The following is a 23,840-nucleotide window of genomic DNA, read 5'->3' as shown; positions in this document are numbered from 1 at the left end:
CCTCAGCCTCCGTAACTGATGACAAGGCCGTGGGTCAGCCGCGCCCAGCCGTCGAGCAGGACAAACAGCAACAGTTTGAACGGCAGGGAAATGGTCATCGGCGAGACCATCATCATCCCCATCGCCAGCAGGATGTTCGAGATGATCAGGTCAATAGCGATGAAGGGCAGGTAAATCAGAAAGCCGATTTCGAAGGCGCGGGTCAGCTCACTGACCGTGAAGGCCGGCAGCAGGATCAGCAGGCTGTCGGGTTCGAGCCGGTCTGCGTATTCGCTCGGCCAGACCTGCCGGGTGCTGTCGACGAAGAACGCGTGTTCGCGGGCCTGGATCTGTTTCTTCAAAAAGGCCCGATACGGCTCCATGCCCTCGTCGAGGAACTGCTCCACGGATTCTGTCTTGCTCAGGCTGACGTCATGGGTGCGCAGGTAGTCGCGGGTGGCGAAACCGACGGGCGCCATCACGTACAGACTCAAGATGATCGCCAACCCGTACATCGCCATGTTCGGCGGGATTTGCTGCACGCCCAAGGCGTTGCGCAGCAGCGAAAACACCACGGTCATCTTGATGAATGAGGTGGCCATGACCGCAATGAACGGCAGTAACGCCAGCAGCGCCAGCCCGAAGATCAGGCTGAGTTCGTCAGGCAGTTGAATCATGCGGGCAGGTCCTGCAGCAGGCGGGTGACGCGCACGCCGAGACGGTCCTGAATACTCACCAGTTCACCCACGCCCAGGCAACGCTGGTTGACCAGGATCCGCACTTCGCCTTCGAGCGGGGCGGCCAGGTCGATCAGCGACCCCGGTTGCAGGGTGGCCAGGGTGTGCAGGTCGAGAGTCTGGCGTCCCACCTCGAAGCTGACCTGGACCGGGAGCTGATCAAGACTGGCCAGATCGTGGGTGGTTTCGAGGGGCGCATCGTTGTGCATGGCAAGCAGTTCCAGTTGAGAGTCGTGGTGGCGAAATCGTGCCCAGGGGCGGTCTTCGACCACGCCGAGCAAGGGGCTGGCGGCGTCGTGGCGTGCCGGCAGCAATAGAAGGTCGCCGGTGGCCAGCGAGTGCAGTTGCTCGGGGAGCAGGCAGACCGGGCCCCATTGCAGCGAAAGCCGCAGCGCAACGGTCGTCAGTTCCGCCAAGGGGCGAGCAGGCACGAAGGCGAGCAGCGCGTTCGGGTCGCCGTCGAGCCAGATAACCAGCCGTTGCGCACCGCGTGACAGCGTCAACGCCAGCGTGGGCGTACCTGTGCCAGGCTCGGGGCGGCACGGTTGAATGCTTTTCCAGATCAGCCCCGGCAACACCGCACTTTCCAGTTCCAGCAACGCCAATTGCAGCGGAGCCGGCAGGCTGCTGAACGCCGCTTCTTGCAGGTGGGGTTCAAGCCATCCGGCCAGGGTTGCGCTGTGGCACCGCCAGCGCAGTGCCAGGCCCTGCCAGTGAACATTCAACAGCACGTTCAGTTCGTCGGGTTGCGGCAGGATCGTCAGCCGCGCTTCACCGTCAGCGAGCGGGTAGCGACTGCGGCAGCGACTGATTTTTTGTTGCAGGGCCAGTTCCGACGTCTCGACGCGGGGCAGCATCAGGCTGTTCATGCGTCTTGCTCCCACTCGTCATACACGTGCCGCCGCTGCCGTGAACCCTGGTCGCCCCCGTGTTGATGCTGGGTAAAGGTCAGCTGGATCGGTTGCCCGGGGTTCAGCCGTTGCAGGCGCTCCATCAGGTCGCCACGGGCGAGTTGCAGTTGCAGCAGGCTGCCGGGGCTGGCCTGGATTTCGACGTGCAGGTGCCCGCGTGAATGGGCGAGCTGGACATCGACCGGCCCCAGTTGCGCCAGGTTCACCTGAAGCAGCGTGGTGCTGCCATCGCGGGAAACGCCAGCCTGGATCTGCAGTTGCAGCGTCTGCACCAGTTTGCCGAGGTCCTTGCTGAACTGCGGTTGTTCGGTGGTGTTCAGCAGGCGTGCCAGCAACTTGTCGCCCGGGGTCTGGCCGGTGGTCGAAGATGATTTCGAGTCCTCGATCGGTGAACCGAAGGGTGGCTGTTCGTCGTGCTCGCCGGAGGTGTCGTGTTGGTCCGAGGGCGTTTCGGGGGCTAAACCAGTGACGGGCGCGCCCAGCATCACGGGCAGATTCTGTTCCGGATTTTTCACGGCCGTCGTGGCGCTGTCGCGGTGGCCAGTTTCGGTTTTGGGACGGTCCGTCGATGGTGGTGGCACCGTGACAATGCCCGCGGGAGGCTGAGGCGTGGGAGGGTGTTCAGGCTCGGGACGCGGGGCCGGTTCATCGGGTTGGCCGGTCTCGGGCTTTTCGACGGGCTTCTCCTGTGTGGCCTTTTCATCAGGTGTGTCGGTTTCTGGCGCAGTGCCTGGGAGGTGCGGCCGGCGGATAGGCTCGCGGTCGGTGGCGGTAGCTGGCTCGCCCTGATCGGCGTCATCGTCCAGTGGGCGCGAAGAGTCCCGAGACGTTTTGCCCGGCTCGCGGATGTCGAGCTTGCGCGACGCGTCGGTACGGCGTTTTTCGCCCGCATCGGGTTTGCTGTTCAGCGCCTGTTCGAACTCGGCCTGGCTGGTTTTATCGGCAGCCAGGCGTGCCGGGGCCGGTGAACGTGCAAGGACATCTTGCGTGATGTCCGGTGGGGGAATTCTGTTCATGAAACGGCCTCGACACGACGGAACTCTTCGAGCTCCTGTTCTTCTTTGAACTCAAGCAACATCCGCTCCTCGGCGAGGGCGTGACGGTTCAATTCGTTGAATTTTTCGACCTGCTGCTGAGCCTCCAACAACTGACGCCGGCTCAGGCGAAGGCGTTCGCGTTCCTGGGTCAGGTGCTGGGCGTGCTCGGCAATGGTCTGTTCCAGCGCGGCTTCCTTTTCCCGCAGGCGGGCAACCTGCTGCTGCCATTGCTCAAGCTTTTTGCGGTTCATGGGTTCAGCCTTGCAGAGGTCGAACAAACGGCTTTCTTCTGCCTGGCGCCACTGCCGGTATTCATGGTGTGCAGCTCTCGCGGATTCATGGGCGCGGTGTGCCTCGGCGACCCGCAGCTCCTGGCGTTGCAGTTCCTGTTCGGCGCGCTCGACACGCAAGCTCTTGATGCGCAGCAAGGTGGGCAGGGTCATCGGGTCAGGCTCGCGAGTTGTTCAAGGCAGCGCGGCAGGTCGCTGGGTTCGTGCGTGCCTTGGCGCAGCCAGGCGCGGATCGCGTCCATCTTTTCGATGGCACGGTCGGCCACGGGGTCCTGGCCTTTCTGGTATTCGCCGATCTTGAGCAGCAACTCGACCTCTTCGTACCGGGCCAGCCACTCGCGCAACTGGCTGGCGGCGTTGCGGTGTTCTGGGGTCACAATCTGGTTCATCACCCGGCTGACTGAGCGCAGCACGTCGATGGCCGGGTAATGGTTGGACGCGGCCAGCTTGCGCGACAGGATGATGTGCCCGTCGAGAATCGAACGGGTTTCATCCGCCACCGGCTCGGTCATGTCATCGCCCTCGACCAGCACCGTGTACAGCGCGGTGATGGAGCCTTTGTCCGATTGGCCGGCGCGCTCCATCAACCGGGGCAGGGCCGCGAACACGGAGGGCGGATAGCCGCGTCGGGTCGGCGGTTCGCCCGCGGCCAGGCCGATCTCGCGCTGGGCCCTGGCAAACCGGGTGACCGAGTCCATCAGCAGCAGCACGCGTTTGCCCTGGTCGCGGAAATACTCGGCAATCGTGGTGGCGACAAACCCGGCCTTGGCGCGTTCCATGGCCGGCCGGTCAGAGGTGGCGACCACCAGCACCGAGCGTTTGAGGCCTTGCTCCCCGAGGTCGGACTCGATGAATTCGCGGACTTCACGTCCCCGCTCACCCACTAGCGCCAGCACGATGACGTCGACGTCCGCGCTGCGCATCAAGGTCGCCAGCAATGTACTTTTACCGCCGCCGGCCGCCGCAAAAATCCCCATGCGCTGGCCTTCACCGCAGGTCAGCAGACCATCGATGGTGCGCACACCGAGGGAAATCGGCCGCTCGATCAGGTTACGGCTCATGGGGTCGGGCGCATCGCGGTACACCGGGTACCAGGCGGCGGGCTCACCCAGGCTGATGCCGTTGAGCGGCTGGCCGAGGCCATCAAGCACCTGCCCCAGCAAGTGATCACCGACGCCAACCTGGTGCATGGTGCCGGTCGGGCTGACTTCGGTGTTCGAGGAAATGCCGAGCATTTCACCCAGCGGGGTCAAGAGCGCCTGGTGCTGCTGGAAACCAATGACTTCAGCCATCAGCGACAGCGAATGATCCGGGTTACGCAGTTGGCACAGTTCACCCACGCGCACACCCGGCACCACTGCCTTGAGCAGTGTGCCGGTGACTTGGGTGACCCGGCCGCGAATTTGAATCAGCCGACATTTATCGATGGCCTGCTGCATCTGGCCGGTGATGTGTTCGAGTGAGAGGTGCATGGTCGGCTTGGGTGTAGGACTGGTGGCCACTATAGATAAAGGCCCGCTTCGGTAATTTCAGTCCCGGTCGCAAGTTTTTAGAAATTGGTTGGTGCAAGGCCTAAAAAAATGCGACCGATTTTGGCAGAGGCCCCGGCGGACGAATTTCTACAATGGCACCCACACCACCGTTGTCTGCAAGTGAGTGCCCCTATGGCCAATATTCAGAGTGTCGTCCCTGCGGCGTCGTTGCCGGATCGACAGACCGAACCGACCATTGCGCGCGACAGCCGGCTGACCGGCAGTTTCCAGGGCGAGCGTGTGCAGTACATTTCCACCAGCCAGTCCATGGCCGACTCCGCGGAAGAGCTGACGTTCGTGTTCTCCGAGCGGGTCGAGAAGTCGCTGGCCAAGCGTAGCGTCAGCGATGGCCAGGCGCGGCTGAGTGAAATCCTCGAGATGCTCGAGGAGTACCTCAAGAAAGTCCCGGATCTTGAGTCCCAACAAAAACTCGAAGCCCTGGTCGCGCACCTCGGCAGTGGCCAGTTGAACAACCTGGCGCAGCTCAAGGCTTACCTCAAGGGGTTCTCCCGCGAGATCAGCCACCAATTTGTTGCCCTCTCTCATGCGCGCCAGGAACTGGCCGGCAAGACCGACGCTCGCGCAATGGTCGAACTGATTGACCAGGCGCTGTTGGAAATGGCCCAGGAACATGGCCACGCCATTGAGCTGGGCTTGCAGATCGGGCCGTTGGCCAAGGAAGCGGCAGAGCAGGGTATCGGCGACATCCAGTCGCTGCGCGACACCTACCGCGATGCCGTCATGGACTATCGCGGCCTGGCTGCCGCCTGGAACGACATTCATGCGCGCTTCGGCAGTTCGACGCTCGAAGGCGTGACGGGATTCCTGATGAAAGCCTTGAGCGCCGACCTCGACAGTCAACAGACCCGGCTCGACCCGATCAAGCTCGAACGGGTGATGAGCGACATGCACAAGCTGCGGGTGCTGACGGGCATGTCGGATCAGGTCAATGCATTGTGGCAGGCGCTGGTAACGGGGGAACGAGGCCATGGCATACGGGCCTTCTGACCTGATGGGCGGGCTGATCGGCCTGATCGACAAGCGCTGGGCCAATGTTCAGGACGTGCAGCGACTGATCGTGCCGCTGGCGATCAAGGACGCTGCACGCCAGATCCATTTCTTTCGCGAGATCAAACGCCTGATCCGGCTGATCCCCACGGAAATTTTTACCGATGAGGAGCAGCGTCAAAACCTGCTCAATGCCTGTCAGCTCGCGCTGGACCTGGCCATCGACCAGGAAGAAGACGAATGGCGAGCACAATGAGTAAACGACATGCACTGGATTGACCAAGCACTGGCGCAGTTTTGTCAGGACCTGGGGGTGGCCGTACCGGCTCCGGCGGGGGCGCTGATTCAGCTGGAGTTTGAGGAAACCGGCACGCTGCAACTCGAACAGCATGATCGCAAACTGACCCTGTGGTTGGCCGTGGACCTGGAGTGGCATCAGGTTCACCAGGGCGCGATTCGAGCCCTGGCGCTGACGTTCAGCCGCACCGGGCCGGAGCTGCCGCTGCGTTGCGGGTGGGCAGCCGACACGCGCCTGTTGCTGCTGATTACCCTGGATGAGCGTCGTGTCACCGCCCCGGTGTTGCACCAGGCGTTCCGCACCTTGAGCTCGGCGCGCCACGCGGTGCTTGAGCAGTGAGTCGGATCAGCGCCCCGCACATTGGTATCGAGCACCTGACCGAGGTCGGCGATCAGCATCAGGCATCGGGCCTGCCCGAGCGCTATGTGCTGCCGCCCGACGGCCATTCCATCGAGGCCCACCTCGACAATCTCTACCCGGCAGACCTCGCCGGGCGTCGCCTGCTGGCGTTTGCCTGTCCCCACGAAAGCTTTCACGAGTTGCTCCGGCCACAGGCATTTCGCCAGGCCCTGACAGACCTCAAGCAGCAGGTCTCTTCATCCGATGCGCCCGAGTTTCAGGCGGTGTCGGCGCTGCTGCAAGCGCGCAGCGAAGATGAGTACTTGCTGCAGATGGCCCTCCATTTGCTGCACAAGGTATGACCCCCATGATGTTGAAACCGGTACAGCAAAATGTGCTGCTACTGCTCGGCTGGCTACAGCTGCAGTGCGCCCAGCCAGGTCGTGCGCGGATATTCCTTGAAGCCTTGCTGGCCGTTGAACCAGCTCACCGCCAGGCGCGTCGGGCGCTGGTGGTGGCGTTGTTGCAACTGGAGGAGGGCGAACTGGCCGAGCGTCAGTGCGACCGGTTGCTGGCCGAAGGCGAGGACGACCTTGCGCTGTGGGGCTGTGTCAGCCGTGCGTGCCAGTTACAGGGGCGAATTGCCGATGCGCGCCTCGCTTACGAACGATTCTTGAGCCAGCGGGAGTCCCATGAAGGAGCTCTCTGATTTTCTGAGGCGGGTGGGCGAGCGCCAGGACATCATGCTGGCGGTGATGCTGCTGGCCGTCGTGTTCATGATGATCCTGCCGCTGCCGCCGTTCCTGCTGGACATCCTGATTGCGATCAACATCACGGTTTCCGTGGTGTTGATGATGATGTCGGTCTACATCAGCTCGCCGTTGCAGTTCTCGGTGTTCCCGGCCGTGTTGTTGATTACCACGTTGTTCCGGCTGGCGTTGTCGGTCAGTACCACGCGGATGATTTTGCTGGAGGCCGACGCCGGCCAGATCGTCTACACGTTCGGCAACTTTGTCGTGGGCGGCAACCTGGTGGTGGGCTGCATCATCTTCCTGATCATCACTATCGTGCAGTTCCTGGTGATCACCAAAGGTGCCGAGCGTGTCGCCGAGGTGAGTGCGCGGTTCTCCCTGGACGCCATGCCCGGCAAGCAGATGAGTATCGACGGCGACATGCGGGCCGGCGTCATCGACGTCAACGAGGCGCGTGACCGGCGGGCGGTGATCGAGAAAGAGAGCCAGATGTTCGGTTCGATGGACGGCGCGATGAAGTTCGTCAAAGGCGATGCGATTGCCGGCCTGATCATCATCTTCATCAACATTCTGGCGGGTATCACCATCGGCGTGACCCAGAAGGGCCTGAGCGCCGGCGATGCGTTGCAGCTCTATTCGGTGCTGACCATCGGCGATGGCATGGTCAGCCAGGTGCCGGCCCTGTTGATCGCCATCACGGCCGGGATCATCGTGACCCGTGACTCCTCGGACGGCACCTCGGACCTGGGCAATGACATCGGCGACCAGGTCGTGGCGCAACCCAAGGCGTTGCTGATCGGCGGTGTGCTGCTGGTGTTGTTCGGGCTGATCCCGGGGTTTCCGACCGTGACCTTCATGCTGCTGGCGGCGCTGGTGGGCGGGGGCGGTTACTTCATGCTGTTGCGTCAGCGCGGGCTGGCGGCCGAGGACAACCCCAGGGATTTGCCGACCTTGTTGGCGCAAGGCGCGGGTGCTGCATCTTCGGCCAAGCCCAAAGCCAAGCCGTCGGGCGGTAAGCCCAAGGGCACGCGGCTGGGGGACAAGGAAGAGTTCGCCATGACCGTGCCCCTGCTGATCGATGTGGATGCGAGCATGCAGCAGGAACTGGAGGCGTTCGCCCTCAATGATGAACTGGTGCGGGTGCGACGTGCACTCTACCTGGACTTTGGCGTGCCGTTTCCGGGTATCCACCTGCGCTTCAATGAAGGTTTGAAGGACGGCGAGTACCTGATTCAGTTGCAAGAGGTGCCGGTGGCCCGTGGGCGTTTGCGCAGTGCGCGGTTGCTGGTGCAGGAGCGGGCCAGCCAGTTGGAACTGATTGGCGTGCCGTTCGAAGAAGGCGAACCGGTGCTGCCGGGCCAGCCTACTTTGTGGGTTGGTGCCGAGCACGAAGGGCGGCTGGAGCGATCCGGTTGCGCGTTCCTGAGCATGGACCAGGTGCTGACCTGGCACCTGTCCCATGTGTTGCGCGAGTACGCCGAGGACTTCATCGGCATCCAGGAAACCCGTTACCTGCTGGAGCAGATGGAGCACAGCTACTCGGAGCTGGTGAAGGAAGCCCAGCGCATCATTCCATTGCAGCGCATGACCGAAATTCTCCAGCGCCTGGTGGGCGAGGACATCTCGATCCGCAACCTGCGCGCGATTCTGGAGGCCATGGTGGAGTGGGGCCAGAAAGAGAAGGACGTGGTGCAACTGACCGAGTACATCCGCAGCAGCCTCAAGCGCTACATCTGTTACAAATATTCGAGTGGCAACAACATCCTGCCGGCCTATCTGCTGGACCAGTTGGTGGAAGAGCAGATCCGTGGCGGCATCCGCCAGACCAGTGCCGGCAGTTACCTGGCGCTGGACCCGGCCGTTACCCAATCCTTCCTTGAACAAGTCCGGCAGACCGTCGGCGACCTCTCGCAGATGCAGAGCAAACCGGTGCTGATCGTTTCGATGGACATCCGCCGCTACGTGCGCAAGTTGATTGAAGGCGACTACTACGGCTTGCCGGTGCTCTCGTACCAGGAGCTGACCCAGCAGATCAACATTCAGCCATTGGGCCGGGTTTCGTTATGACCCACGACCCGTTGACCGGCTGGCTGCAAGCGCGGGGTTATGACATCCATCCACATTTTCTGCGCCAGAGCGCGCTGCCGCTGGGCTGGAAGTTCGTGCATGGCGGCTGCGAACTGGCCTGGCGCTGTGAAGGCGCGCGGGTCTGGATCGTCATGCTGCGCCGTGCCGATGGGCGCCATGGCCTGGGCAATTCCTTTGCGGCGCTGTATGTGCTGGCCGAGGCGGTCCTCGCGGTGCTGGGGCCGCAGGCCTGTCTGTACGGCCAGGTGCAGGCCATGGCGGACAGTCCGTTGGAGGGGGCACGGATGGAGCGCTTCTATCGCCACTGGACTGGCGCCGCCGAACCGCAATCAGGTTGGTTCGAATTGGCGGCCGGTCGAGTGTGTTCGCTGCAATCAATGAGAAAACGACAAAAAATCGACCGTACCTGACAGGAAGCCAGGCGCCCTGTCCCTACTATAGGAGCCATGGACATGTACGACGAAACCTACGCCAAAACCCTACAGGCTGCCGAGCAGGCCATTGATGACAACGATCATCGGGCGCGCTTGCTCACGGAAATGTGGGAGGGCCTCGGGCTGCCCGATGAGGTCTGTGACCGGGTCTTTCGGTCACGGGATCAGGCGCTGGTCCAGGTAGCGGAACAGGAACTGTTGCAGGAAGTGCAACGGATGCGGATCAACCGTCCACCGGTTGCCGATGAAGGAAAACGACTGCGTCGTCCAGCGTCGATGCGTGGACTTCTGGTGTAAGGAACCCTTATGGATATCAGGCTTTACCGGCAAGACTTGTCGGCTTTTCTGAACGAATTGCAGACACTTCCCAAAGACCAACTGCGCGGCAGCGGGACCCCTGCCCTGGCAGAGCTTCAGGCGTTGATCAAAAAGCACAACATCACGTTTACCCATGCCACGCAGACCTTGTCGCAAGCCCAGGTCGAAAAGCTGTTGGCCTACTTTCTGCCGCCTACCCCAAACACCACGGGCGGGTTGTATGAGCTGCAGGTCAAGTCCGGGATCGAGTCAGCCAAGCAACTGATCACCCAGTACGCCGATGCGAAACCGGGGCAGCCCTGGCCGCTGAAAGAGTTCTTGGCCAAGGCGCATTTCGGGTTGACCGGTGACCGGATCGACGATGACGTCCGGGGCGTTTATGAAGAGGTTCTGCTGATACAGGACGGCAAGCGCACCGCGCTGCGTGACGACCTCAAGGCACTGACCGCCGAGCTCAACATCTACAGCAAGATCCAGTCGCAGATCAACGCGAAGCTGTCCGCTAAAAAAGAGATCGAGATCGAGCCGGGGCTCAATCTGTTTGACCGCACCTTGTACGGCTACCCCGACGACAAGAGCTGGCAGGCCAGCGCGGAGTACAAACTGCTGACAGGGCTCGACACCTACCGCGCTGGCAACCCGCTGAGCATCAAGAGTTTCCTCAGTGGCGCACCGAAGGAAAGTGGTGCGATGAAACCCGGTGACTTGCTCAACAAGTACGAGTTCAAGGACGAGAACAATCCCATTGCCAACTTCGCCACGACGGTGGGCGACCGCTCCCGCCCGATCAACGACAAAGTCAGTGAAAAAACCACGCTGTTGAACGATGTCAGCTCTCGCTACAACTCGGCCATCGAGGCTTTGAATCGCTTCGTTCAGAAGTACGACAGCATGATGCGCGACATTTTAAATGCCATATAGGAACGGTTGATGAGCCAGCAAGAACACGATGTGTCTGAGGAATACGAGAAGGAACTGGAAGCGTTTTTGCGCGATGGCGGCACGCTGGCCATGCTCAAGAACATCTCCAGCGACAGCCTGGAGCAGCTCTATTCCCTGGCGTTCAATCAATACCAGGCCGGCAAGTGGGATGACGCCCACAAGATCTTTCAATCGCTGTGCATGCTCGATCACTACGACGTTCGGTTTTTCCTGGGGTTGGGCGCATGCCGGCAGTCCATGGGGCAGCTTGAGCAGGCATTGCAGAGTTTCAGTTATGGCGCGCTGATCGATATCAACGAGCCCAGATTTCCGTTTCATGCTGGCGAGTGTCACCTGCAACTGGGTGATCTCGACGGGGCCGAGAGTGGCTTCTACTCGGCTCGGGCCTTGGCCGCAGCACAGCCGGCGCACGCGGTTTTGGCCGAGCGTGCCGGCGCCATGTTGGAAGCCGTATTAGCGAGAAAGGATCAACACAATGAATCCGATAACGTTTGATCGCGTTGCGCTGACCACAGGGAATGTTCTTGCGAACGACCCGGTGGTCCGCCCACGCAATGACCGGGGGGACGCGCTTACGGTCACCCGGGTCGAGGCGGATGGCCGACCGGCCGCCCCGTCTCAGGGTGTGCAACTGACAGCGCCACTGGCGGCCAGTCAGCAGCGTCTGGACGCCAGCAGTCGGGCGGACATCAACCGCCTGGTGCAGTCCGTGCGTCAGGACAGTGTCCTGGCCCAGCGCTTTATCGCCGAAACCTCGAGGCTTGGGGTGGCACGGCTCAGCTCGGTCGAGGATTTCGAAATCGAGCTGGCCAAGCTGACCGGCGAACTGGAGTCCACGCAGAAGAAGCTCAAGCTCGAAGAAATCACCCGGGCGCGTGAGCAGAACCTGCAAAAGATGGACGAAAACCAGAAGAAGATCAAAGAGTCGACCGAGGCTGCGAAAGAAGCCCAGAAGTCCGGTCTTGTGGGCAAGATTTTTGGCTGGATCAGCGCCATTGCATCGATCATCGTCGGCGCAATCATGATCGCGACGGGCGTCGGTGCGGCCGTCGGTGCACTGATGATCGCTGGTGGCCTCATGGGCATCGTTTCCCAGTCGGTACAGCAAGCGGCAAAAGACGGATTGATCAGCAAAGAAATGATGGAAAAGCTCGGACCGGCTCTGATGGGGATTGAAATCGCCATCGCCGTGATCGCTGCAGTAGCCAGTTTTGGGGGGGCTGCCGTCGGGGCAGTCGCCAAGTTGGGGGCGAAAATCGGTGGCAAGGCCGCCGAACTCACTGCCAGCGTCGCCAGCAAAGTGGCGGAGTACGGCAGCAAGTTCGGCAGCGTCGCGAGCCAGTCGATTTCCCATGGCGCCAAGCTTGGGGTGCAGATTTCCGATGTGACCCTGGATGTCGCCAACGGTGTGGCGCAAACCGCCAACTCGGCGCTGCAAGCCAAGGCTGCGGACAAACAGGCCGATGCCCTGGAGGCGCGTTCCCAGCTCACCCAGTTCCAGGCGGTCCTGGACAAACTCAAGGAAGAGCTCAGCCGCATGATCGAGTCCTTTTTGCAGGTCATGGAGCTGATATTCCAGATGATCAATGCCAAGGGCGACAGCCTGCATAACCTATCCAGCCGTCCTGCGGCTATCTGAGGAATACACCAATGATGATTGAAACACGGAATGGCACTCAGGGCCCGGGGCAGATCGACAACGTTCAGCCGCTGGAAAAAACCAAAGTGAATGTGCCGGCTGAAACGCCCCACGCTCCAGGCAAGACGACGCTCGGCGAACAGAAAAAAAGCTCGGGTGTCGACCTGGTTGAACCGCGCCAGCTGTTCAAGCCCGATGGCCTGGGCAAGGTCAACAGTGAGCTCAATGGCAGCGTGGAACTGATGGTGTTGCTGTTTCGCATCGCGCAGAAGGCCCGCGAGTTGGGGATCATGCAGCGTGACAGTGAAAACACCTCGATCATCAATGCGCAGCAATCCCAGGTGGACGAAATGCGCAGCGGCTCCAAGCTGATGATCGCCATGGCGGTGATCTCCGGGGTGATGGCCGTGGCTTCGGCGGTTACCGGTGCTATTGGCGCGGTCAAGAATGGCAAGGCGATCAGCCAGGAGAAGATGCTGGAGAAAAACATCGCCGGACGTAACGAGCTGATCGACGCGAAGATGCAGTCGCTGGGCAAAACCTCTGACGCCGACCGCATCGAAATTGGCAAGGTCTGGGCCAAGGACCAGACTGCGGACACCAGTACGCTCAAGTTGGCCGGTCAGGGTGTGGATAACCGCAATGCCAAGCTGCAAAGCATCAACGGTGTGAATCAGGCACTTGGGCAGATGGCCAACACCTCGGTGCAAGTCAAGCAAACGGCGATCCAGGCCGATGCCAAGGAAGATGAAGTCAACGCGTCGGTTGCCCAGAGCGAAAAGCAAAAGGTCGAAGACCAGTTGAGCTACAACGCCAACTTCATGAAAGAGATGCTGCAGTTGCTCCAGCAGTACACCCAGAACCACAACCAGGCGTGGCGTGCCGCCGCCGGCGTCGCCTGATGTGATTTTGTTGTAGGAAAAAAGCCGCAGTGATGTGGCTTTTTTCTTAAAAGAAAAGCCCGTCAGTGACAAAACCCCAGCATGGCCGGGTGCTAGCATTCGCCTAGCTCGAGGAGACATGCATGGATTTGAGTATCAGGGTCAATCGGCTGCTTGCCGAATTTGCCAACCGCAGTGGCCTTCCCGCTTTGTCGCTGGATGAAGAGGGGGTAGCAAGCCTGCTGTTTGATGATCAGTTGGGTGTGACGCTGGTATTGCTGGCCGGACGTGAGCGACTGGTCATGGAGGCGGACGTGGCGGGAATCGAAACCTTCGGCGACGGAATCTTCCGGCAACTGGCGAGTTTCAATCGACGCTGGTATCGCTTCGACCTGCATTTTGGTTTTGACGAGGCATCGGGCCTGGTGCAGCTGTACGCCCAGATTCCAGCGGCCGAGTTGACCCTGGAAAGCTTCGAAACCACCTTGGCCAACTTGCTCGATCACGCCGAGTTTTGGCAGCAATTGCTGCCCGGACATGACAGTGCCGCCCAGGCGACATCCAGACCCGCCGGTATGAGGGTTTAAGCAGAGCCATGAAGATAGACAGCGCTGGCATTTCACCAGCAGCCACGATCGACTGCGCGCAAGTGCCTGGAAACTTTGCCGGACGCTCGCTCAGTCAGGTGCCCAGTCGTCAGGAAGGGGTTGCCAGTGTCGCAGAGCTGGGTCGCTGGCTGGCGACGCAGGTCGATGCGGGTCAACAGAGTGAGCGACAGTTGCAACGATTGGTCGATGGCGACACCGCGCCTCTTTATGAGCGTCAGGTTCGTCAACCATGATGAGGGCGCTGCTTTGCAGCGTTTTTTTGGCCGTGGGCGGCTGTGTCAGTGTGCCGCCAACGCCCGTGAACAAGATTGATGTCAGGGGGCAGGTGCGTACGCCATCGCCGGTCACGCGCCCGGCCTATGTCAGTGTGCGGCTCTATGCCTTGGCCGGGGGGCAGCCGCGGCTGATTGCCCAGGCCCGCTACCGGGTGACGGCGCTGCCGTTGCACTTTGCTTTTCGTTTGACGCCGACGCAGGTGGCCGGTGACGGGTTGTTGCTGCGCAGCGAACTGGCTTGGTCCGATGACGGTCCTGTCCAGGCGCGCAGTTGGCAACCTGCGGTACCTGGTAACGATATGAATGTGCGTCTTGGACAGTTGTCCTGTTATCCGAAGTGCACTGTTTCGGCGACGCCGGAACACCTCTGAAATACTTTGTATCAATATTTGGCTTATTGATTTTGGTGAGTGTTCCGATACTTCGGCGGCTATATAAGAATATCGAGGGTTTCATTAAATAAGAGTAATTAACCTAATTTCAGGTCAATCATTCTCGTTAATGATAACTGTCGTTGAATTAATCATCGTTCATAGCGTCACGCAGTAGTACGTAGAGGGTGCGTTTTCGTACGGCGCCTGCCTGGGCGGCGTACAAACGGTATGTGCAGGTTCGGGGTCACTATAATATGCAAGGTGCCAGCACACTTGGCCGGAAACAGATAAAGCTGTGCCGATGGTCTATCCCAACGTTTGAGTTTGTATCGAACTGCGAAGAAGGGATTTATATCCTTATCGAGGGACAGCTCACGGTTCAGGATTGTAATGCGACACTTTGTCTCATGCCGGGCGAACTAATGTTTGCGCGCAGAGGTAACTATGTCGTGAGCACGGGTGAACATGATTGTCGTTTACTTTGGATCCCATTATCCGTTGGTTTTTTGCAAAACTTCATTCAGCGTTTCGGCGCGCTGTTGAGTGAGGTTGAGCGTTGGGAGGAGCCTGGGGTCAGCCTCATCGCGTTCGCCAGTACGCCGTTGTTGGCCAATTGCGTCAAAGGGCTTGAAGGGTTGCTGGTGCATGAGCACCCTCCCATGCTGGCGTTGTTGCGGATCGAAGAGTTGTTGATGTTGTTTGCCTTCAGCCCCCAGGGGCCGGCGCTGATGTCGGTGTTGCGTCAACAGGGCAGCCGGCATGTCGAGCGATTGCAGGCTTTCATGGAGCAGCACTATCTCAAGGAGTGGCGGCTCAGCGAGTTTTCTCGGGAGTTCGGCATGGGATTGACGACGTTCAAAGAGTTGTTTGGTTCGGTCTACGGCGTTTCTCCTCGTGCGTGGATCAGCGAGCGGCGTATCCTGTACGCCCACCATTTACTGCTTAACAGTGAGATGAGCATCGTGGACATCGCGATGGAAAGCGGCTTCTCCAGTCAGTCCTACTTTACCCAGAGCTATCGTCGCCGTTTCGGGTGTACGCCCAGCCGTTCCAGACAAGGAAAAGAATAGCGTCGGACTAAAAAAAAAAGACGTTTTTTGCAAGTTTGGTCCGTTGCCCCTCAGTAAGATTGGTCGCAGTGAAAGACGCTGACGGGTGTGCTACGAAACGAGATAGTCAAGGCAGAGAATGAGCCAGGAAGACCATAATCAAACCCCTCAAGCAGGCATTTTTGCTGGCCGTCGGGTATCCGTAGTGGGTCAGGACGCCCGCTCTCGGGGCAGAGCCGCAGGTTGCATATCAGGCAGTTTGTATCGTGAATCGGGAATCATCAGCGCGCGACAGTTGAGCTTGTTGCAGCGCCTGCTGCCGCGTGTGCAACTGGAGCAGTTGTTCCAGTCCAGCTGGCTGCAACAGCGCCTGGCGCGCGGAATGGCGCTTGAGCGTGGGGACCTTCAACTGGTGCTGCGCCAGGCCGCCGCACAGGGTAACGACTGGTGCAACTGGCTGGGCGACCGAATCAACCTGGCTTCGCCCCAGGCCATGATCGACTGGGTCCTGCTGCCCGTATACAGCTGGTGGGAAAGCCTGTTCGACGAAGCGATCCCCAACTGGCGTTCTGCGCTGATCGAGTACGAAACCCAGGCCCGCCAATTGCGGATCAAGGCCGAGTTCTGGCGTCAGGTAGGCGAAGCGGATTCGCAGCTGGTGCAGCAGGAGTTGGCCAACATCGTCCGCTGCCAGGCAAAGACTGAAGCGGACACCGCGAACATGGTCCGCACGCTGAGTGCCATCTCCGAACGGGCCAGAGAAGCCTGGCCCAATTGGCATCAGGGCATGGCTGTGTTGCTGGCCGACGGCAAGCTCGACGGTTTCGCGCCCGTGCCGGTGGTGCTGGCTTCCCTGTGGGAGCCGCTGGCCAAACTTGACGAGGACGCGCACGCCGCGGACGCCGTACAGCATTGGTTGCATGAACGCAGCCTGTGCCAGGCCCACGACCACTTTTACTGGCAGAGCCCCTGACTGCCGGATACGCCGAGGAATCATGGAACATTTACTGACTGGATTGGCCGCACGAACGGGCCAAGGGCCTTTTGTGGCCGATCAAACAGGTCGCTATCACCTGCGGATCGACGGCCATAGCCTGTTTTTACAGCGCCAGGGTGCAGACCTTGTGCTGTCCAGCCCGCTGAACTGGCAGGTTCAGGGCCAATCCCCGGCGGATCGCGAGGTGTTGCTGAACCTGCTGGGGCAGGTCACCCGTTGGAGTCGGCGTCATCCCCAGGCGCTGGCGACCGATGAACAGTCAAACCTGATGCTTGAGGCGCGCCTGGAGCTGGGCGCCCTTGAACTCGACGAACTTGAGCGGGCGCTGGCGGCTCAGGTCGGGATTCTGGAAACGATCAAGCCAGAGCTGCTGCGTGCAGGCCTGGAACCGCAGTGGAAACAAACTTTATGGCGTCCCTGAGAGTCTCGCGGTGCTTGAGCCTGGTCTTTGCGTTGGCGCTGACCGGGACGGTTCAAGGCCAGGATCTGGACTGGCCCGTCATCCCCTACAACTACGTCGCCCAAGGCGAAAACCTGCGTGATGTATTGGCCAACTTCGGCGCCAACTACGACGGTTCGGTGATTGTCAGTGACAAGGTCAATGACCAGGTCAGCGGGCGTTTCGACCTCAAGGACCCCCAGTCCTTTCTGCAACTGATGGCCTCGCTCTACAACCTCATCTGGTACTACGACGGGGCTGTTCTGTATGTGTTCAAGTCCACCGAAATGCAGTCGCGGCTGGTCAAGCTGGAACAGGTCAGCGAAACCGAGTTGAGGCAGGCGCTGGAAGCGGCAGGCGTCTGGGAGCCACGTTTTGGCTGGCGACCGGACATGAGCGGGCGGCTGGTGTATGTCTCCGGCCCTTCGCGTTATCTGGAGCTGGTGGAACAAACCGCCATGGCCCTTGAGCAGCAACACGCGCTGCGCAGTGAGAAAACCGGCGACCTGGCCGTGGAAATCTTTCCGCTCAAGTACGCGGTCGCCGAGGATCGGCGGATCAAGTACCGCGAAGACGATATCGACGCGCCGGGCGTGGCGACTATCCTGGCCCGAGTGCTGGGTGACGCCAATGTGGTGTCGGTCGACGGCGGGCAGGACAGCCCACGGTTACCGGCGCAGTCCGGGCGTGCGGTGGTCCAGGCCGAGCCCTCGCTCAATGCCATTATCGTGCGCGATACCAAGGACCGCATGCCGATGTACCGGCGCTTGATCACGGCACTGGACCGTCCTTCGGCGCGAATCGAAGTCGGGTTGTCGATTGTCGACATCAACGCAGAAAACCTGGCCGAACTGGGGGTGGACTGGCGCGTCGGCATCAGCGTTGGCCCGCGCCAGTTGATCGACATCCGCACCACCAGCCAGAACCTCGGCGGCCAGGGCAACGCCAGCCCCGGTACCACGCGCGAGGCCGGCGCCAGTCTGGTGGACAGTCGCGGCCTGGATTACCTGTTGGCCCGAATCACCTTGCTGCAGAGCCAGGGCCGCGCCCAGGTCGGCTCGCGGCCGACCGTGCTGACCCAGGAAAATACCCTGGCGGTGATCGACCACAGCGAAACCTACTACGTCAAAGTCGTCGGTGAGCGGGTGGCGGAACTCAAACCCATCACCTACGGCACCATGCTGAAGCTGACACCGCGCGTCATCCAGTTGGGCGACAAACCGGAAATCAGTCTCAGCCTGCACATCGAAGACGGTAACCAGAAACCCAACAGTACGGGGGTGGATGGAATTCCCACCATCGCCCGCACCGTGGTCGATACCGTGGCGCGTGTGGGGCATGGCCAGAGCCTGTTGATCGGCGGTATCTACCGCGACGAGCTCAACGAGTCGATGCGCAAGGTGCCGTTGCTCGGCGACATTCCGTACCTGGGCGCGCTGTTTCGCTTCAAGTCCAACTTCACCCGCCGTTCGGTGCGGCTGTTTCTGATCGAGCCGCGGCTGATCGACAACGGCGTTGGCCACTTCGTGGCGTTGGGCAGCAAGCGTGGCTACATGGATGGGTTGCTCCAGGTGGATGAGCTGTCGAACCAGAGCCTTTCGTTGCAGAAATTGCTCGGCACTTCGCAGTGTCAGGTTCTGGGCCAGGCCCGCGAGCTCCAGCAAATACTGGCGCAGACCGGCAAGGATTCTTCGCTGACGGCGTGCAGCCTGGGCAATGACACCACTGGCTGGCGCATTTCCGAAGGTGCCTGCGTCGAAGGCGTTGACCAGTGCGTCCGCGCGCCGAAGAAGCCCTGACATGAGCTGGAAAATCCGTTTTTACAGTGGCCTCAACCAAGGGGTCGAAGTGCCGCTGGCCGAAGGCCGGGTGGTGATCGGCTCCGACCCCTTGCAAGCCGATCTGGTGCTGGTCGATGAAGGTATTGCGCCGGTCCACCTGGTGCTGGATGTCGACCCGCAAGGCGTACGCCTGTTGGAGTGGGCCGAGGGCAACCAGCCACTTCAGGAAGGTCAGCCATTGACCGGCGGCAGCGCGTTGCAGGCGCTGGTCCGGCAGGCCTGTGGGCCGTTGCTGTGGGCCTATTGTGCCCAGGAGCGACAGTTTTCCGAGCAGTTGCCGCTGGCTGCCGGCCCTCAGGAGCGCCGCACGGCGGTGCCTCGGGCCCATTGGGGTGGGCGACTGATGCTCGGGGTCAGCGTGTTGTTGCTGATCGGTGTGGTCGGTTTGCTCGGCGCCCCGTGGTCGGGCGGCAGCGGCGGCATGACCGGCGAGGACCCGGTCGTGGCTTTGCGCAGCTTTCTGCGTGATCGCCAGTTTCAGCATGTGCAAGTCGGCGAACGGCAGGGCAACGGCAATGTTCCGCTCACCGGTTACCTGGAAGACAACCGCACGCGGTTGGCGTTGCAGCAGTACCTGGAGCGCAGCGGCCTGACCTATCGGCTCGACGTTCGCAGCATGGAAGAGATTCGCCAGGGGGTGGAATTCATCCTGCAGAAATTCGGCTACCGCCAGGTGCGTACCGCTAATGCGGATCAACCCGGCTGGATTCGCCTGACCGGCGAACTGGCGCTGGAGGATGAACACTGGTTGCAGATTGAAAGCCTGCTCAAGGCCGACGTGCCGGGGTTGCTGGGCGTGGAAAACCGCGTTCGGCTGGCCGGCTCGCACCTCAAGCGGCTCGACCAGATGCTCGCCGATTTCGGGCTCGAGGCCGTGCTGGCCTACCAGGACAAAGGCGAGCGTATCGAGTTGCGCGGGCAACTCGATGAGGCCCAGCTCAATGAGTTCTATAAGTTGCAGCGCGAATTCCGTCAGGAGTTCGGTGCTCGTCCGGCACTGGATCTGGTGAGTCGCAACAAGCGCGGCAGCACCGATGAGCTGGAGTTCGTGGTGCGTTCGGTGTCCTTCGGCAAAGTGCCGTATGTGGTGCTGGGCGACGGTCAGAAGTACCCGGTCGACGCGTCGACCCCGCAGGGCGTGAGGGTGCTGGCAATCAATGCCGACGCGGTGATCGTCAGCCGCGGCAAACAACAATTCATCATCAATCTCAAGGGAGAGCCACTCAATGATGACGGCTTTGGAGGAGCGTCTGTGCGCCGCTGACGTGGACTTTGAACGGCAGGTGCGCGCGCAACTGGAACAGGCCCAGGCCAGCGGCAAGCGTCGCTTGATGGGCGGCGGTGATCCGCAGCAGTACCGACAATGGCAGATGGAAGCCCAGGCAGTCGAGGCCGCCATCAGCATTCTCAACACCCTCAAGGGAGCTTCGTGATGGCATCGATCTTTACCAATGACAGCAGCGTCAACACCCTCGACAAAGTCGCGGAAAACCTCAAGGAACAGGCCAACAACGCCAACAAAGAAGTCGGCGACGCCATCGCGGCCCTCAAGGACTCCGCAGACAACCCGGCGCTGTTGGCCGAACTGCAACACAAACTCAACAAGTGGTCGGTGATCTACAACATCAACTCGACCGTCACCCGTTCGATGAGAGACCTGATGCAGGGCATCCTGCAGAAAATCTGATGATGGACAGTTCACTGAAAGGGCTGATGGCAGAACTAGCCCTGGCCGGTAGCGGCCATCACTGCCACGAAGAAGCCCAGCAGATTGCGAACTGGCTGGAACAAGTCGAGGGGCAGGAGGAAGCCGCGTGCCTGATCCGGCTCTCCAGCCTGATGAACCAGGGGCACTATCAACAGGCACTGGTGCTGGGCGAAGGCAAGCCGTGGCCGGCACTTGCGCCCTGGTTGGCGCTGTGCGAATGGCGGTTGGGGCTTGGTACGGCGCTGGACCGTCGGCTGGCCGAACTGGCTGCGAGCGAGGACCCTCGGCTGGTGCAGTTTGCCCACGGCATGCGTGACCCGGAGGGGCCATGAACCGGATCGACTCGTCGCCTTCGGATCTGCCGCTGCGCCATGGTCTGGATGCACGGCCCATGGCGCCGGTCGAGCCCGGTCAGACACAAGCCTTCGAGGCGGCGATGAAAAGCCCGCCGGTGTCGCCCAAAGCGGCACCGACCGACGCACCCTTGCAGCTCTGGTTGCAGGGTGCGGACCTGACGACGGCCCTGGCGGGCATGGACCCGCGCCAACAGCGTGACACCGTCTGGAAGTGGTATCGCCAGGACCTGCCGGAGTCGGCCGAGGGGCGTCGTGATGAGTTGCGCAACTGGCTGATGCAAGGCCTGTCGGACCGCTTGCTGGTGCGTTTCCCGGAGCAGCAACTGGGGCTTGAGCAGGATCGCCTGGCGCTCAAGGACCTGCTCAGGGAACAGGCGCCGTTTGGCAAGCAACAGGAAACGCTGTTGCTCAACGTGCTGGGCGAGATCAAGGGGGTTGAGGGCAGTGATTACCTGGCGAGCATCGTGCGCCGCGAGTTGCAGGTCCTGATCCCCACGAACGCCATGATCGAAAACTTGATGCGCTTCACCCACTCACCCGATTTGGAGTCGTGATGGACGTTAGTCAGATAAGTCAGGCCGCTGTCACCAGTCTCGATGAGCTCAAGGCACCCCAGGCCAGTGCCGGGCAAATCGCCGATTTCGAGCAGGCGATGGGCAAGGGCACCGAGAGCCTGGGGGGCAACCTGCTCAATGAAATCGGACAGATCAAAGAACGTTTTTCCCAGGCCAAGCATGACCTTGAGGTCGAGCTTTCGACCCCCGGCGATGACCCCGGCAGCCTGATGCAGATGCAGTGGTCGTTGATGCGCATCAGCATGCAGGAGGAACTGATAGCCAAGACGGTCGGGCGAATGAGTCAGAACGTCGAAACGCTGATGAAAACCCAATAAGGTGTTGCGTGAAGAGACTCAATCCAATCCTGATGTTGTTGGTCGTGTTGCTGCTCGCCGGTTGCAAGGTCGAACTCTATGCCGGCATCAGCCAGAAAGAAGGCAACGAAATGCTCGCGTTGCTACGCACCGAAGGGATCTGGGCGGCCAAGCAACCCGATAAGGACGGCAAGATCAAATTGCTGGTCGAGGAGTCCGATATCGCCGAGGCCATTGATGCGCTCAAGCGCAAGGGCTATCCACGCGAGAGCTTTTCCACGCTCAAGGATGTGTTCCCCAAGGAAGGCCTGATCTCCTCGCCGGTCGAGGAGCGAGCCAGGCTCAATTACGCCAAAGCCCAGGAAATTTCCCGGACCCTGTCGGAAATCGACGGCGTACTGGTGGCCCGCGTCCATGTGGTGTTGCCCGAAGACCGCGATGGTCTGGGCAAGAAGTCTTCGCCAGCCTCGGCGTCGGTGTTTATCAAACACGCGGCTGACATCCAGCTCGACGCCTACATTCCACAAATCAAGCAACTGGTGAACAACGGTATCGAGGGCCTCAGTTACGACCGCATCAGCGTGGTGCTGGTGCCTTCGGCCGATGTCCGGCAAGTCCCGCTCGCCCCGCGTTACGACACGGTGTTCTCGATTCAGGTGACTGAAGAATCCCGGGGTCGGTTGCTGGGGTTGTTCGGGTTGCTGGTCGCGCTGTTGTTGGTCAGCAACCTCGGCCAGTACTTGTGGCAGCGCAGCAGGCTTTCGTGATGACGTTGTTGCTGACGCCGTATCAATTGAGGTTTTGCCCGGCCCGTTACATCCACCCCACGCACGTCCCGCCCTCGCTGACGGGGCTGGCCGACACGCTGGGCCATTGGCGTCGGCACAGCGGGATCAATGCCTGGTTACTGGCTGAGTGCAAGCTGGATATCGAGTATGAGCTGCCGCCGACACTTGGTGGCCTGGCGTTCTTTGAACAGGCCGCGCTGGAGAAAACACTCGGTTACCTGGGCGCGTTGCTGCATGGCCACGCCATTCGCCAGGTGCTGGACGCGACACACCTGCGGCGGGTTCACGCCGCGATTGGCGAGGCTGGGCATCGCTACTGCCTGGAACAACTGGAGCTGATCATTGGTGCCTGGCCGGACGGCTGGCAGCAAGCGTTGCCTGAGGGCGAACTCGGTGATTGCTTGCGCCAACGTGCGTTGGCCTTCTGGCTGCTGGCCTGCGGTGACGCGCCACCGGGATTTGCCCGCCGCCTCGCCTTGCGCCTGACGCATTCCGAATCCCGGCTGTCCGAGCCTCCGGTGCAGTGGACGGTGAGCAGCAACCAGCGTCCATTGGCCCAGGCGTTGTGCCTGAAAATCGCCCGACAAGTGAGCCCGCAATGCTTCCATTTATTGAAATAAAAGCCAGTGAAGTCCGACTGGCGCCCGACCAGGTCCTGCTGCGCAGTGCCGACTATCAGGACTACCTGACGGCGGGCGAACTGGTCGAGGTAGCCCGCAAGCGTGCCGAGGAGATCGAGCAGGCGGCCCACGATGTCTATGAGCAACAGAAGGCGTTGGGCTGGCAGGCCGGCATCGAAGAAGCGCGCAAGCGTCAGGCCACGTTGATTCAGGAGACGCTGTTGCAGTGTCATCAGTATTACCGCGAGGTCGAGCAGCAGATGAGCGACGTGGTGCTGCAAGCGGTGCGCAAGATCCTCCAGCACTACGACAATATCGAGCTGACGTTACAGGTGACGCAACAGGCGCTGTCGCTGGTCAGCAACCAGAAACAGGTGATCCTGCATGTGCAACCCGATCAGGTGATTGAGGTGCGCGAGCAGATTTCCCGGGTGCTCAAGGACTTCCCGGAAGTGGGCTATGTCGAGGTCATCGCCGACGCGCGGCTGGATCAGGGCGGGTGCATCCTGGAAACCGAGATCGGCATCATCGATGCCAGTGTCGATGGCCAGTTGGGTGCCCTGGAAGCGGCCTTGAAGCAAACGTGGATGCAGGGTGGCCGAGCCTCTGCGCCATTGATTGGCAGCGCAACCGGGGAGCAATCGCTTGAAGTTCTAAATTGATAAAAATGCGCCCGATACTGGAAAAGCCAAAAAACCGATTCCCTTAGTATTTGCTCCAGGAAAGAAC

At 60.8% G+C, this 23,840-nt stretch carries 33 protein-coding genes; 28 read left to right on the top strand and 5 right to left on the bottom strand.

Annotated features, from left to right (window positions below):
- Nucleotides 1-2 precede the first annotated feature (2 nt).
- Genes sctR through sctN form a run of 5 tightly spaced genes read right to left on the bottom strand, consistent with a single transcriptional unit; the run spans nucleotide 3 to nucleotide 4,426 of the window.
- Entirely contained in the window at nucleotides 3-656 is a 654-nt protein-coding gene (sctR, locus tag AC1Z1G_RS25375) for a type III secretion system export apparatus subunit SctR (protein ID WP_094949080.1), read from the bottom strand.
- A complete protein-coding gene (gene sctQ / locus AC1Z1G_RS25370) occupies nucleotides 653-1,585 on the bottom strand; it encodes a type III secretion system cytoplasmic ring protein SctQ (RefSeq protein WP_483623149.1) in 933 nt (310 codons plus the stop codon). Before sctQ ends, sctR begins: the two co-directional genes overlap by 4 nt.
- Complete coding sequence (locus AC1Z1G_RS25365) at nucleotides 1,582-2,643, bottom strand: type III secretion system needle length determinant (RefSeq protein WP_483623147.1); 1,062 nt, start codon at nucleotides 2,641-2,643, stop codon at nucleotides 1,582-1,584. The genes sctQ and AC1Z1G_RS25365 overlap by 4 nt, the downstream gene beginning before the upstream one ends.
- Nucleotides 2,640-3,107 carry a type III secretion system stalk subunit SctO gene (gene sctO, locus AC1Z1G_RS25360; protein ID WP_483623145.1) on the bottom strand — a complete coding sequence of 156 codons (468 nt, stop codon included), beginning with the start codon at nucleotides 3,105-3,107 and terminating at the stop codon, nucleotides 2,640-2,642. Before sctO ends, AC1Z1G_RS25365 begins: the two co-directional genes overlap by 4 nt.
- Nucleotides 3,104-4,426: a type III secretion system ATPase SctN gene (sctN, locus tag AC1Z1G_RS25355; RefSeq protein ID WP_483623143.1), complete on the bottom strand. Its 1,323-nt coding sequence runs from the start codon at nucleotides 4,424-4,426 to the stop codon at nucleotides 3,104-3,106. Before sctN ends, sctO begins: the two co-directional genes overlap by 4 nt.
- A 192-nt stretch (nucleotides 4,427-4,618) precedes the next feature.
- On the opposite strand from sctN, the gene sctW reads away from it, so the two are divergent.
- The 28 genes from sctW to AC1Z1G_RS25215 all read left to right on the top strand — a co-directional run bounded on the left by sctW (nucleotide 4,619) and on the right by AC1Z1G_RS25215 (nucleotide 23,773).
- The gene (gene sctW, locus AC1Z1G_RS25350; RefSeq protein ID WP_347902482.1) at nucleotides 4,619-5,494 is read left to right on the top strand and encodes a type III secretion system gatekeeper subunit SctW; all 876 of its coding nucleotides are present in this window, start codon (nucleotides 4,619-4,621) and stop codon (nucleotides 5,492-5,494) included.
- The gene (locus tag AC1Z1G_RS25345) at nucleotides 5,475-5,750 is read left to right on the top strand and encodes a TyeA family type III secretion system gatekeeper subunit (RefSeq protein ID WP_347902481.1); all 276 of its coding nucleotides are present in this window, start codon (nucleotides 5,475-5,477) and stop codon (nucleotides 5,748-5,750) included. The genes sctW and AC1Z1G_RS25345 overlap by 20 nt, the downstream gene beginning before the upstream one ends.
- 9 nt (nucleotides 5,751-5,759) lie before the next feature.
- Nucleotides 5,760-6,131 carry a type III secretion chaperone SycN gene (gene sycN / locus AC1Z1G_RS25340; protein WP_483623142.1) on the top strand — a complete coding sequence of 124 codons (372 nt, stop codon included), beginning with the start codon at nucleotides 5,760-5,762 and terminating at the stop codon, nucleotides 6,129-6,131.
- Entirely contained in the window at nucleotides 6,128-6,493 is a 366-nt protein-coding gene (gene sctX, locus AC1Z1G_RS25335) for a type III secretion apparatus assembly protein SctX (protein ID WP_483623140.1), read from the top strand. Before sycN ends, sctX begins: the two co-directional genes overlap by 4 nt.
- A gap of 5 nt (nucleotides 6,494-6,498) precedes the next feature.
- Nucleotides 6,499-6,840: a type III secretion apparatus assembly chaperone SctY gene (sctY, locus tag AC1Z1G_RS25330; RefSeq protein WP_483623139.1), complete on the top strand. Its 342-nt coding sequence runs from the start codon at nucleotides 6,499-6,501 to the stop codon at nucleotides 6,838-6,840.
- Complete coding sequence (sctV, locus tag AC1Z1G_RS25325; protein ID WP_483623138.1) at nucleotides 6,824-8,950, top strand: type III secretion system export apparatus subunit SctV; 2,127 nt, start codon at nucleotides 6,824-6,826, stop codon at nucleotides 8,948-8,950. Before sctY ends, sctV begins: the two co-directional genes overlap by 17 nt.
- Complete coding sequence (locus AC1Z1G_RS25320; protein WP_483623136.1) at nucleotides 8,947-9,381, top strand: LcrR family type III secretion system chaperone; 435 nt, start codon at nucleotides 8,947-8,949, stop codon at nucleotides 9,379-9,381. The genes sctV and AC1Z1G_RS25320 overlap by 4 nt, the downstream gene beginning before the upstream one ends.
- Nucleotides 9,382-9,423: 42 nt before the next feature.
- A complete protein-coding gene (locus AC1Z1G_RS25315) occupies nucleotides 9,424-9,702 on the top strand; it encodes an LcrG family type III secretion system chaperone (RefSeq protein WP_483623134.1) in 279 nt (92 codons plus the stop codon).
- Nucleotides 9,703-9,711: 9 nt separating this feature from the next.
- On the top strand, nucleotides 9,712-10,644 hold the full coding sequence (locus AC1Z1G_RS25310; RefSeq protein ID WP_483623132.1) for a virulence-associated V antigen: 933 nt from the start codon (nucleotides 9,712-9,714) through the stop codon (nucleotides 10,642-10,644).
- A 9-nt stretch (nucleotides 10,645-10,653) separates the two neighbouring features.
- Nucleotides 10,654-11,160: a SycD/LcrH family type III secretion system chaperone gene (locus tag AC1Z1G_RS25305; protein WP_483623130.1), complete on the top strand. Its 507-nt coding sequence runs from the start codon at nucleotides 10,654-10,656 to the stop codon at nucleotides 11,158-11,160.
- Nucleotides 11,141-12,304, top strand: coding sequence for a type III secretion system translocon subunit SseC family protein (gene sctE, locus AC1Z1G_RS25300; protein ID WP_483623129.1), 1,164 nt, complete (start codon nucleotides 11,141-11,143; stop codon nucleotides 12,302-12,304). The genes AC1Z1G_RS25305 and sctE overlap by 20 nt, the downstream gene beginning before the upstream one ends.
- Nucleotides 12,305-12,315: 11 nt before the next feature.
- Nucleotides 12,316-13,206 carry a YopD family type III secretion system translocon subunit gene (locus AC1Z1G_RS25295; RefSeq protein ID WP_483623127.1) on the top strand — a complete coding sequence of 297 codons (891 nt, stop codon included), beginning with the start codon at nucleotides 12,316-12,318 and terminating at the stop codon, nucleotides 13,204-13,206.
- Nucleotides 13,207-13,328: 122 nt separating this feature from the next.
- Nucleotides 13,329-13,772, top strand: coding sequence for a type III secretion system chaperone (locus AC1Z1G_RS25290; protein ID WP_483623125.1), 444 nt, complete (start codon nucleotides 13,329-13,331; stop codon nucleotides 13,770-13,772).
- An 8-nt stretch (nucleotides 13,773-13,780) separates the two neighbouring features.
- Nucleotides 13,781-14,026: a T3SS regulon translocated regulator ExsE family protein gene (locus AC1Z1G_RS25285; protein ID WP_483623123.1), complete on the top strand. Its 246-nt coding sequence runs from the start codon at nucleotides 13,781-13,783 to the stop codon at nucleotides 14,024-14,026.
- Entirely contained in the window at nucleotides 14,023-14,439 is a 417-nt protein-coding gene (locus tag AC1Z1G_RS25280) for a YscW family type III secretion system pilotin (protein WP_483623122.1), read from the top strand. Before AC1Z1G_RS25285 ends, AC1Z1G_RS25280 begins: the two co-directional genes overlap by 4 nt.
- Nucleotides 14,440-14,696: 257 nt before the next feature.
- Nucleotides 14,697-15,512, top strand: coding sequence for a helix-turn-helix transcriptional regulator (locus tag AC1Z1G_RS25275; protein WP_483623121.1), 816 nt, complete (start codon nucleotides 14,697-14,699; stop codon nucleotides 15,510-15,512).
- A 118-nt stretch (nucleotides 15,513-15,630) separates the two neighbouring features.
- Nucleotides 15,631-16,464, top strand: coding sequence for a T3SS regulon anti-activator ExsD domain-containing protein (locus AC1Z1G_RS25270; RefSeq protein ID WP_483623119.1), 834 nt, complete (start codon nucleotides 15,631-15,633; stop codon nucleotides 16,462-16,464).
- Nucleotides 16,465-16,486: 22 nt separating this feature from the next.
- The gene (locus AC1Z1G_RS25265; RefSeq protein ID WP_483623118.1) at nucleotides 16,487-16,909 is read left to right on the top strand and encodes a YscB family type III secretion system chaperone; all 423 of its coding nucleotides are present in this window, start codon (nucleotides 16,487-16,489) and stop codon (nucleotides 16,907-16,909) included.
- A complete protein-coding gene (gene sctC, locus AC1Z1G_RS25260; RefSeq protein WP_483623117.1) occupies nucleotides 16,897-18,726 on the top strand; it encodes a type III secretion system outer membrane ring subunit SctC in 1,830 nt (609 codons plus the stop codon). Before AC1Z1G_RS25265 ends, sctC begins: the two co-directional genes overlap by 13 nt.
- A gap of 1 nt (nucleotide 18,727) precedes the next feature.
- Complete coding sequence (gene sctD, locus AC1Z1G_RS25255; RefSeq protein ID WP_483623116.1) at nucleotides 18,728-20,032, top strand: type III secretion system inner membrane ring subunit SctD; 1,305 nt, start codon at nucleotides 18,728-18,730, stop codon at nucleotides 20,030-20,032.
- On the top strand, nucleotides 19,995-20,201 hold the full coding sequence (locus AC1Z1G_RS25250) for an EscE/YscE/SsaE family type III secretion system needle protein co-chaperone (RefSeq protein ID WP_347902463.1): 207 nt from the start codon (nucleotides 19,995-19,997) through the stop codon (nucleotides 20,199-20,201). Before sctD ends, AC1Z1G_RS25250 begins: the two co-directional genes overlap by 38 nt.
- Nucleotides 20,201-20,455 (top strand): type III secretion system needle filament subunit SctF, encoded by a 255-nt coding sequence (gene sctF, locus AC1Z1G_RS25245; RefSeq protein WP_347902462.1) that lies wholly within the window; start codon nucleotides 20,201-20,203, stop codon nucleotides 20,453-20,455. The genes AC1Z1G_RS25250 and sctF overlap by 1 nt, the downstream gene beginning before the upstream one ends.
- Complete coding sequence (locus AC1Z1G_RS25240; RefSeq protein ID WP_317988375.1) at nucleotides 20,455-20,808, top strand: YscG family type III secretion system chaperone; 354 nt, start codon at nucleotides 20,455-20,457, stop codon at nucleotides 20,806-20,808. Before sctF ends, AC1Z1G_RS25240 begins: the two co-directional genes overlap by 1 nt.
- The gene (locus AC1Z1G_RS25235) at nucleotides 20,805-21,386 is read left to right on the top strand and encodes a YopR/YscH family type III secretion effector (RefSeq protein WP_483623114.1); all 582 of its coding nucleotides are present in this window, start codon (nucleotides 20,805-20,807) and stop codon (nucleotides 21,384-21,386) included. Before AC1Z1G_RS25240 ends, AC1Z1G_RS25235 begins: the two co-directional genes overlap by 4 nt.
- Nucleotides 21,386-21,724, top strand: coding sequence for a type III secretion system inner rod subunit SctI (gene sctI / locus AC1Z1G_RS25230; protein WP_483623112.1), 339 nt, complete (start codon nucleotides 21,386-21,388; stop codon nucleotides 21,722-21,724). The genes AC1Z1G_RS25235 and sctI overlap by 1 nt, the downstream gene beginning before the upstream one ends.
- Nucleotides 21,721-22,470 carry a type III secretion system inner membrane ring lipoprotein SctJ gene (sctJ, locus tag AC1Z1G_RS25225; RefSeq protein WP_483627989.1) on the top strand — a complete coding sequence of 250 codons (750 nt, stop codon included), beginning with the start codon at nucleotides 21,721-21,723 and terminating at the stop codon, nucleotides 22,468-22,470. Before sctI ends, sctJ begins: the two co-directional genes overlap by 4 nt.
- Complete coding sequence (locus tag AC1Z1G_RS25220; protein ID WP_483623110.1) at nucleotides 22,470-23,111, top strand: Yop proteins translocation protein K; 642 nt, start codon at nucleotides 22,470-22,472, stop codon at nucleotides 23,109-23,111. Before sctJ ends, AC1Z1G_RS25220 begins: the two co-directional genes overlap by 1 nt.
- Nucleotides 23,090-23,773, top strand: coding sequence for an HrpE/YscL family type III secretion apparatus protein (locus AC1Z1G_RS25215; RefSeq protein WP_483623109.1), 684 nt, complete (start codon nucleotides 23,090-23,092; stop codon nucleotides 23,771-23,773). Before AC1Z1G_RS25220 ends, AC1Z1G_RS25215 begins: the two co-directional genes overlap by 22 nt.
- Nucleotides 23,774-23,840: the final 67 nt, after the last annotated feature.

It is taken from the genome of Pseudomonas sp. JL27(2026), assembly GCF_056933555.1.
This window is presented reverse-complemented; position numbering and strand designations above follow the sequence as displayed.

What these genes read in the sequence shown, in the direction of transcription:
- AC1Z1G_RS25275 (WP_483623121.1), top strand. Translation starts at nt 14,697, where the DNA reads ATGCAAGGTGCCAGCACACTTGGCCGGAAACAGATAAAGCTGTGCCGA.
- AC1Z1G_RS25235 (WP_483623114.1), top strand. Translation starts at nt 20,805, where the DNA reads ATGAACCGGATCGACTCGTCGCCTTCGGATCTGCCGCTGCGCCATGGT.
- AC1Z1G_RS25265 (WP_483623118.1), top strand. Translation starts at nt 16,487, where the DNA reads ATGGAACATTTACTGACTGGATTGGCCGCACGAACGGGCCAAGGGCCT.
- sctY (WP_483623139.1), top strand. Translation starts at nt 6,499, where the DNA reads ATGATGTTGAAACCGGTACAGCAAAATGTGCTGCTACTGCTCGGCTGG.
- AC1Z1G_RS25310 (WP_483623132.1), top strand. Translation starts at nt 9,712, where the DNA reads ATGGATATCAGGCTTTACCGGCAAGACTTGTCGGCTTTTCTGAACGAA.
- sycN (WP_483623142.1), top strand. Translation starts at nt 5,760, where the DNA reads ATGCACTGGATTGACCAAGCACTGGCGCAGTTTTGTCAGGACCTGGGG.
- AC1Z1G_RS25365 (WP_483623147.1), bottom strand. Translation starts at nt 2,643, where the DNA reads ATGAACAGAATTCCCCCACCGGACATCACGCAAGATGTCCTTGCACGT.
- AC1Z1G_RS25280 (WP_483623122.1), top strand. Translation starts at nt 14,023, where the DNA reads ATGATGAGGGCGCTGCTTTGCAGCGTTTTTTTGGCCGTGGGCGGCTGT.
- AC1Z1G_RS25320 (WP_483623136.1), top strand. Translation starts at nt 8,947, where the DNA reads ATGACCCACGACCCGTTGACCGGCTGGCTGCAAGCGCGGGGTTATGAC.
- sctV (WP_483623138.1), top strand. Translation starts at nt 6,824, where the DNA reads ATGAAGGAGCTCTCTGATTTTCTGAGGCGGGTGGGCGAGCGCCAGGAC.
- AC1Z1G_RS25290 (WP_483623125.1), top strand. Translation starts at nt 13,329, where the DNA reads ATGGATTTGAGTATCAGGGTCAATCGGCTGCTTGCCGAATTTGCCAAC.
- sctO (WP_483623145.1), bottom strand. Translation starts at nt 3,107, where the DNA reads ATGACCCTGCCCACCTTGCTGCGCATCAAGAGCTTGCGTGTCGAGCGC.
- sctW (WP_347902482.1), top strand. Translation starts at nt 4,619, where the DNA reads ATGGCCAATATTCAGAGTGTCGTCCCTGCGGCGTCGTTGCCGGATCGA.
- sctE (WP_483623129.1), top strand. Translation starts at nt 11,141, where the DNA reads ATGAATCCGATAACGTTTGATCGCGTTGCGCTGACCACAGGGAATGTT.
- AC1Z1G_RS25250 (WP_347902463.1), top strand. Translation starts at nt 19,995, where the DNA reads ATGATGACGGCTTTGGAGGAGCGTCTGTGCGCCGCTGACGTGGACTTT.
- AC1Z1G_RS25285 (WP_483623123.1), top strand. Translation starts at nt 13,781, where the DNA reads ATGAAGATAGACAGCGCTGGCATTTCACCAGCAGCCACGATCGACTGC.
- AC1Z1G_RS25315 (WP_483623134.1), top strand. Translation starts at nt 9,424, where the DNA reads ATGTACGACGAAACCTACGCCAAAACCCTACAGGCTGCCGAGCAGGCC.
- sctR (WP_094949080.1), bottom strand. Translation starts at nt 656, where the DNA reads ATGATTCAACTGCCTGACGAACTCAGCCTGATCTTCGGGCTGGCGCTG.
- AC1Z1G_RS25215 (WP_483623109.1), top strand. Translation starts at nt 23,090, where the DNA reads ATGCTTCCATTTATTGAAATAAAAGCCAGTGAAGTCCGACTGGCGCCC.
- sctC (WP_483623117.1), top strand. Translation starts at nt 16,897, where the DNA reads ATGGCGTCCCTGAGAGTCTCGCGGTGCTTGAGCCTGGTCTTTGCGTTG.
- sctQ (WP_483623149.1), bottom strand. Translation starts at nt 1,585, where the DNA reads ATGAACAGCCTGATGCTGCCCCGCGTCGAGACGTCGGAACTGGCCCTG.
- AC1Z1G_RS25220 (WP_483623110.1), top strand. Translation starts at nt 22,470, where the DNA reads ATGACGTTGTTGCTGACGCCGTATCAATTGAGGTTTTGCCCGGCCCGT.
- AC1Z1G_RS25345 (WP_347902481.1), top strand. Translation starts at nt 5,475, where the DNA reads ATGGCATACGGGCCTTCTGACCTGATGGGCGGGCTGATCGGCCTGATC.
- AC1Z1G_RS25295 (WP_483623127.1), top strand. Translation starts at nt 12,316, where the DNA reads ATGATGATTGAAACACGGAATGGCACTCAGGGCCCGGGGCAGATCGAC.
- AC1Z1G_RS25270 (WP_483623119.1), top strand. Translation starts at nt 15,631, where the DNA reads ATGAGCCAGGAAGACCATAATCAAACCCCTCAAGCAGGCATTTTTGCT.
- sctI (WP_483623112.1), top strand. Translation starts at nt 21,386, where the DNA reads ATGGACGTTAGTCAGATAAGTCAGGCCGCTGTCACCAGTCTCGATGAG.
- AC1Z1G_RS25305 (WP_483623130.1), top strand. Translation starts at nt 10,654, where the DNA reads ATGAGCCAGCAAGAACACGATGTGTCTGAGGAATACGAGAAGGAACTG.
- sctN (WP_483623143.1), bottom strand. Translation starts at nt 4,426, where the DNA reads ATGCACCTCTCACTCGAACACATCACCGGCCAGATGCAGCAGGCCATC.
- AC1Z1G_RS25240 (WP_317988375.1), top strand. Translation starts at nt 20,455, where the DNA reads ATGATGGACAGTTCACTGAAAGGGCTGATGGCAGAACTAGCCCTGGCC.
- sctF (WP_347902462.1), top strand. Translation starts at nt 20,201, where the DNA reads ATGGCATCGATCTTTACCAATGACAGCAGCGTCAACACCCTCGACAAA.
- sctD (WP_483623116.1), top strand. Translation starts at nt 18,728, where the DNA reads ATGAGCTGGAAAATCCGTTTTTACAGTGGCCTCAACCAAGGGGTCGAA.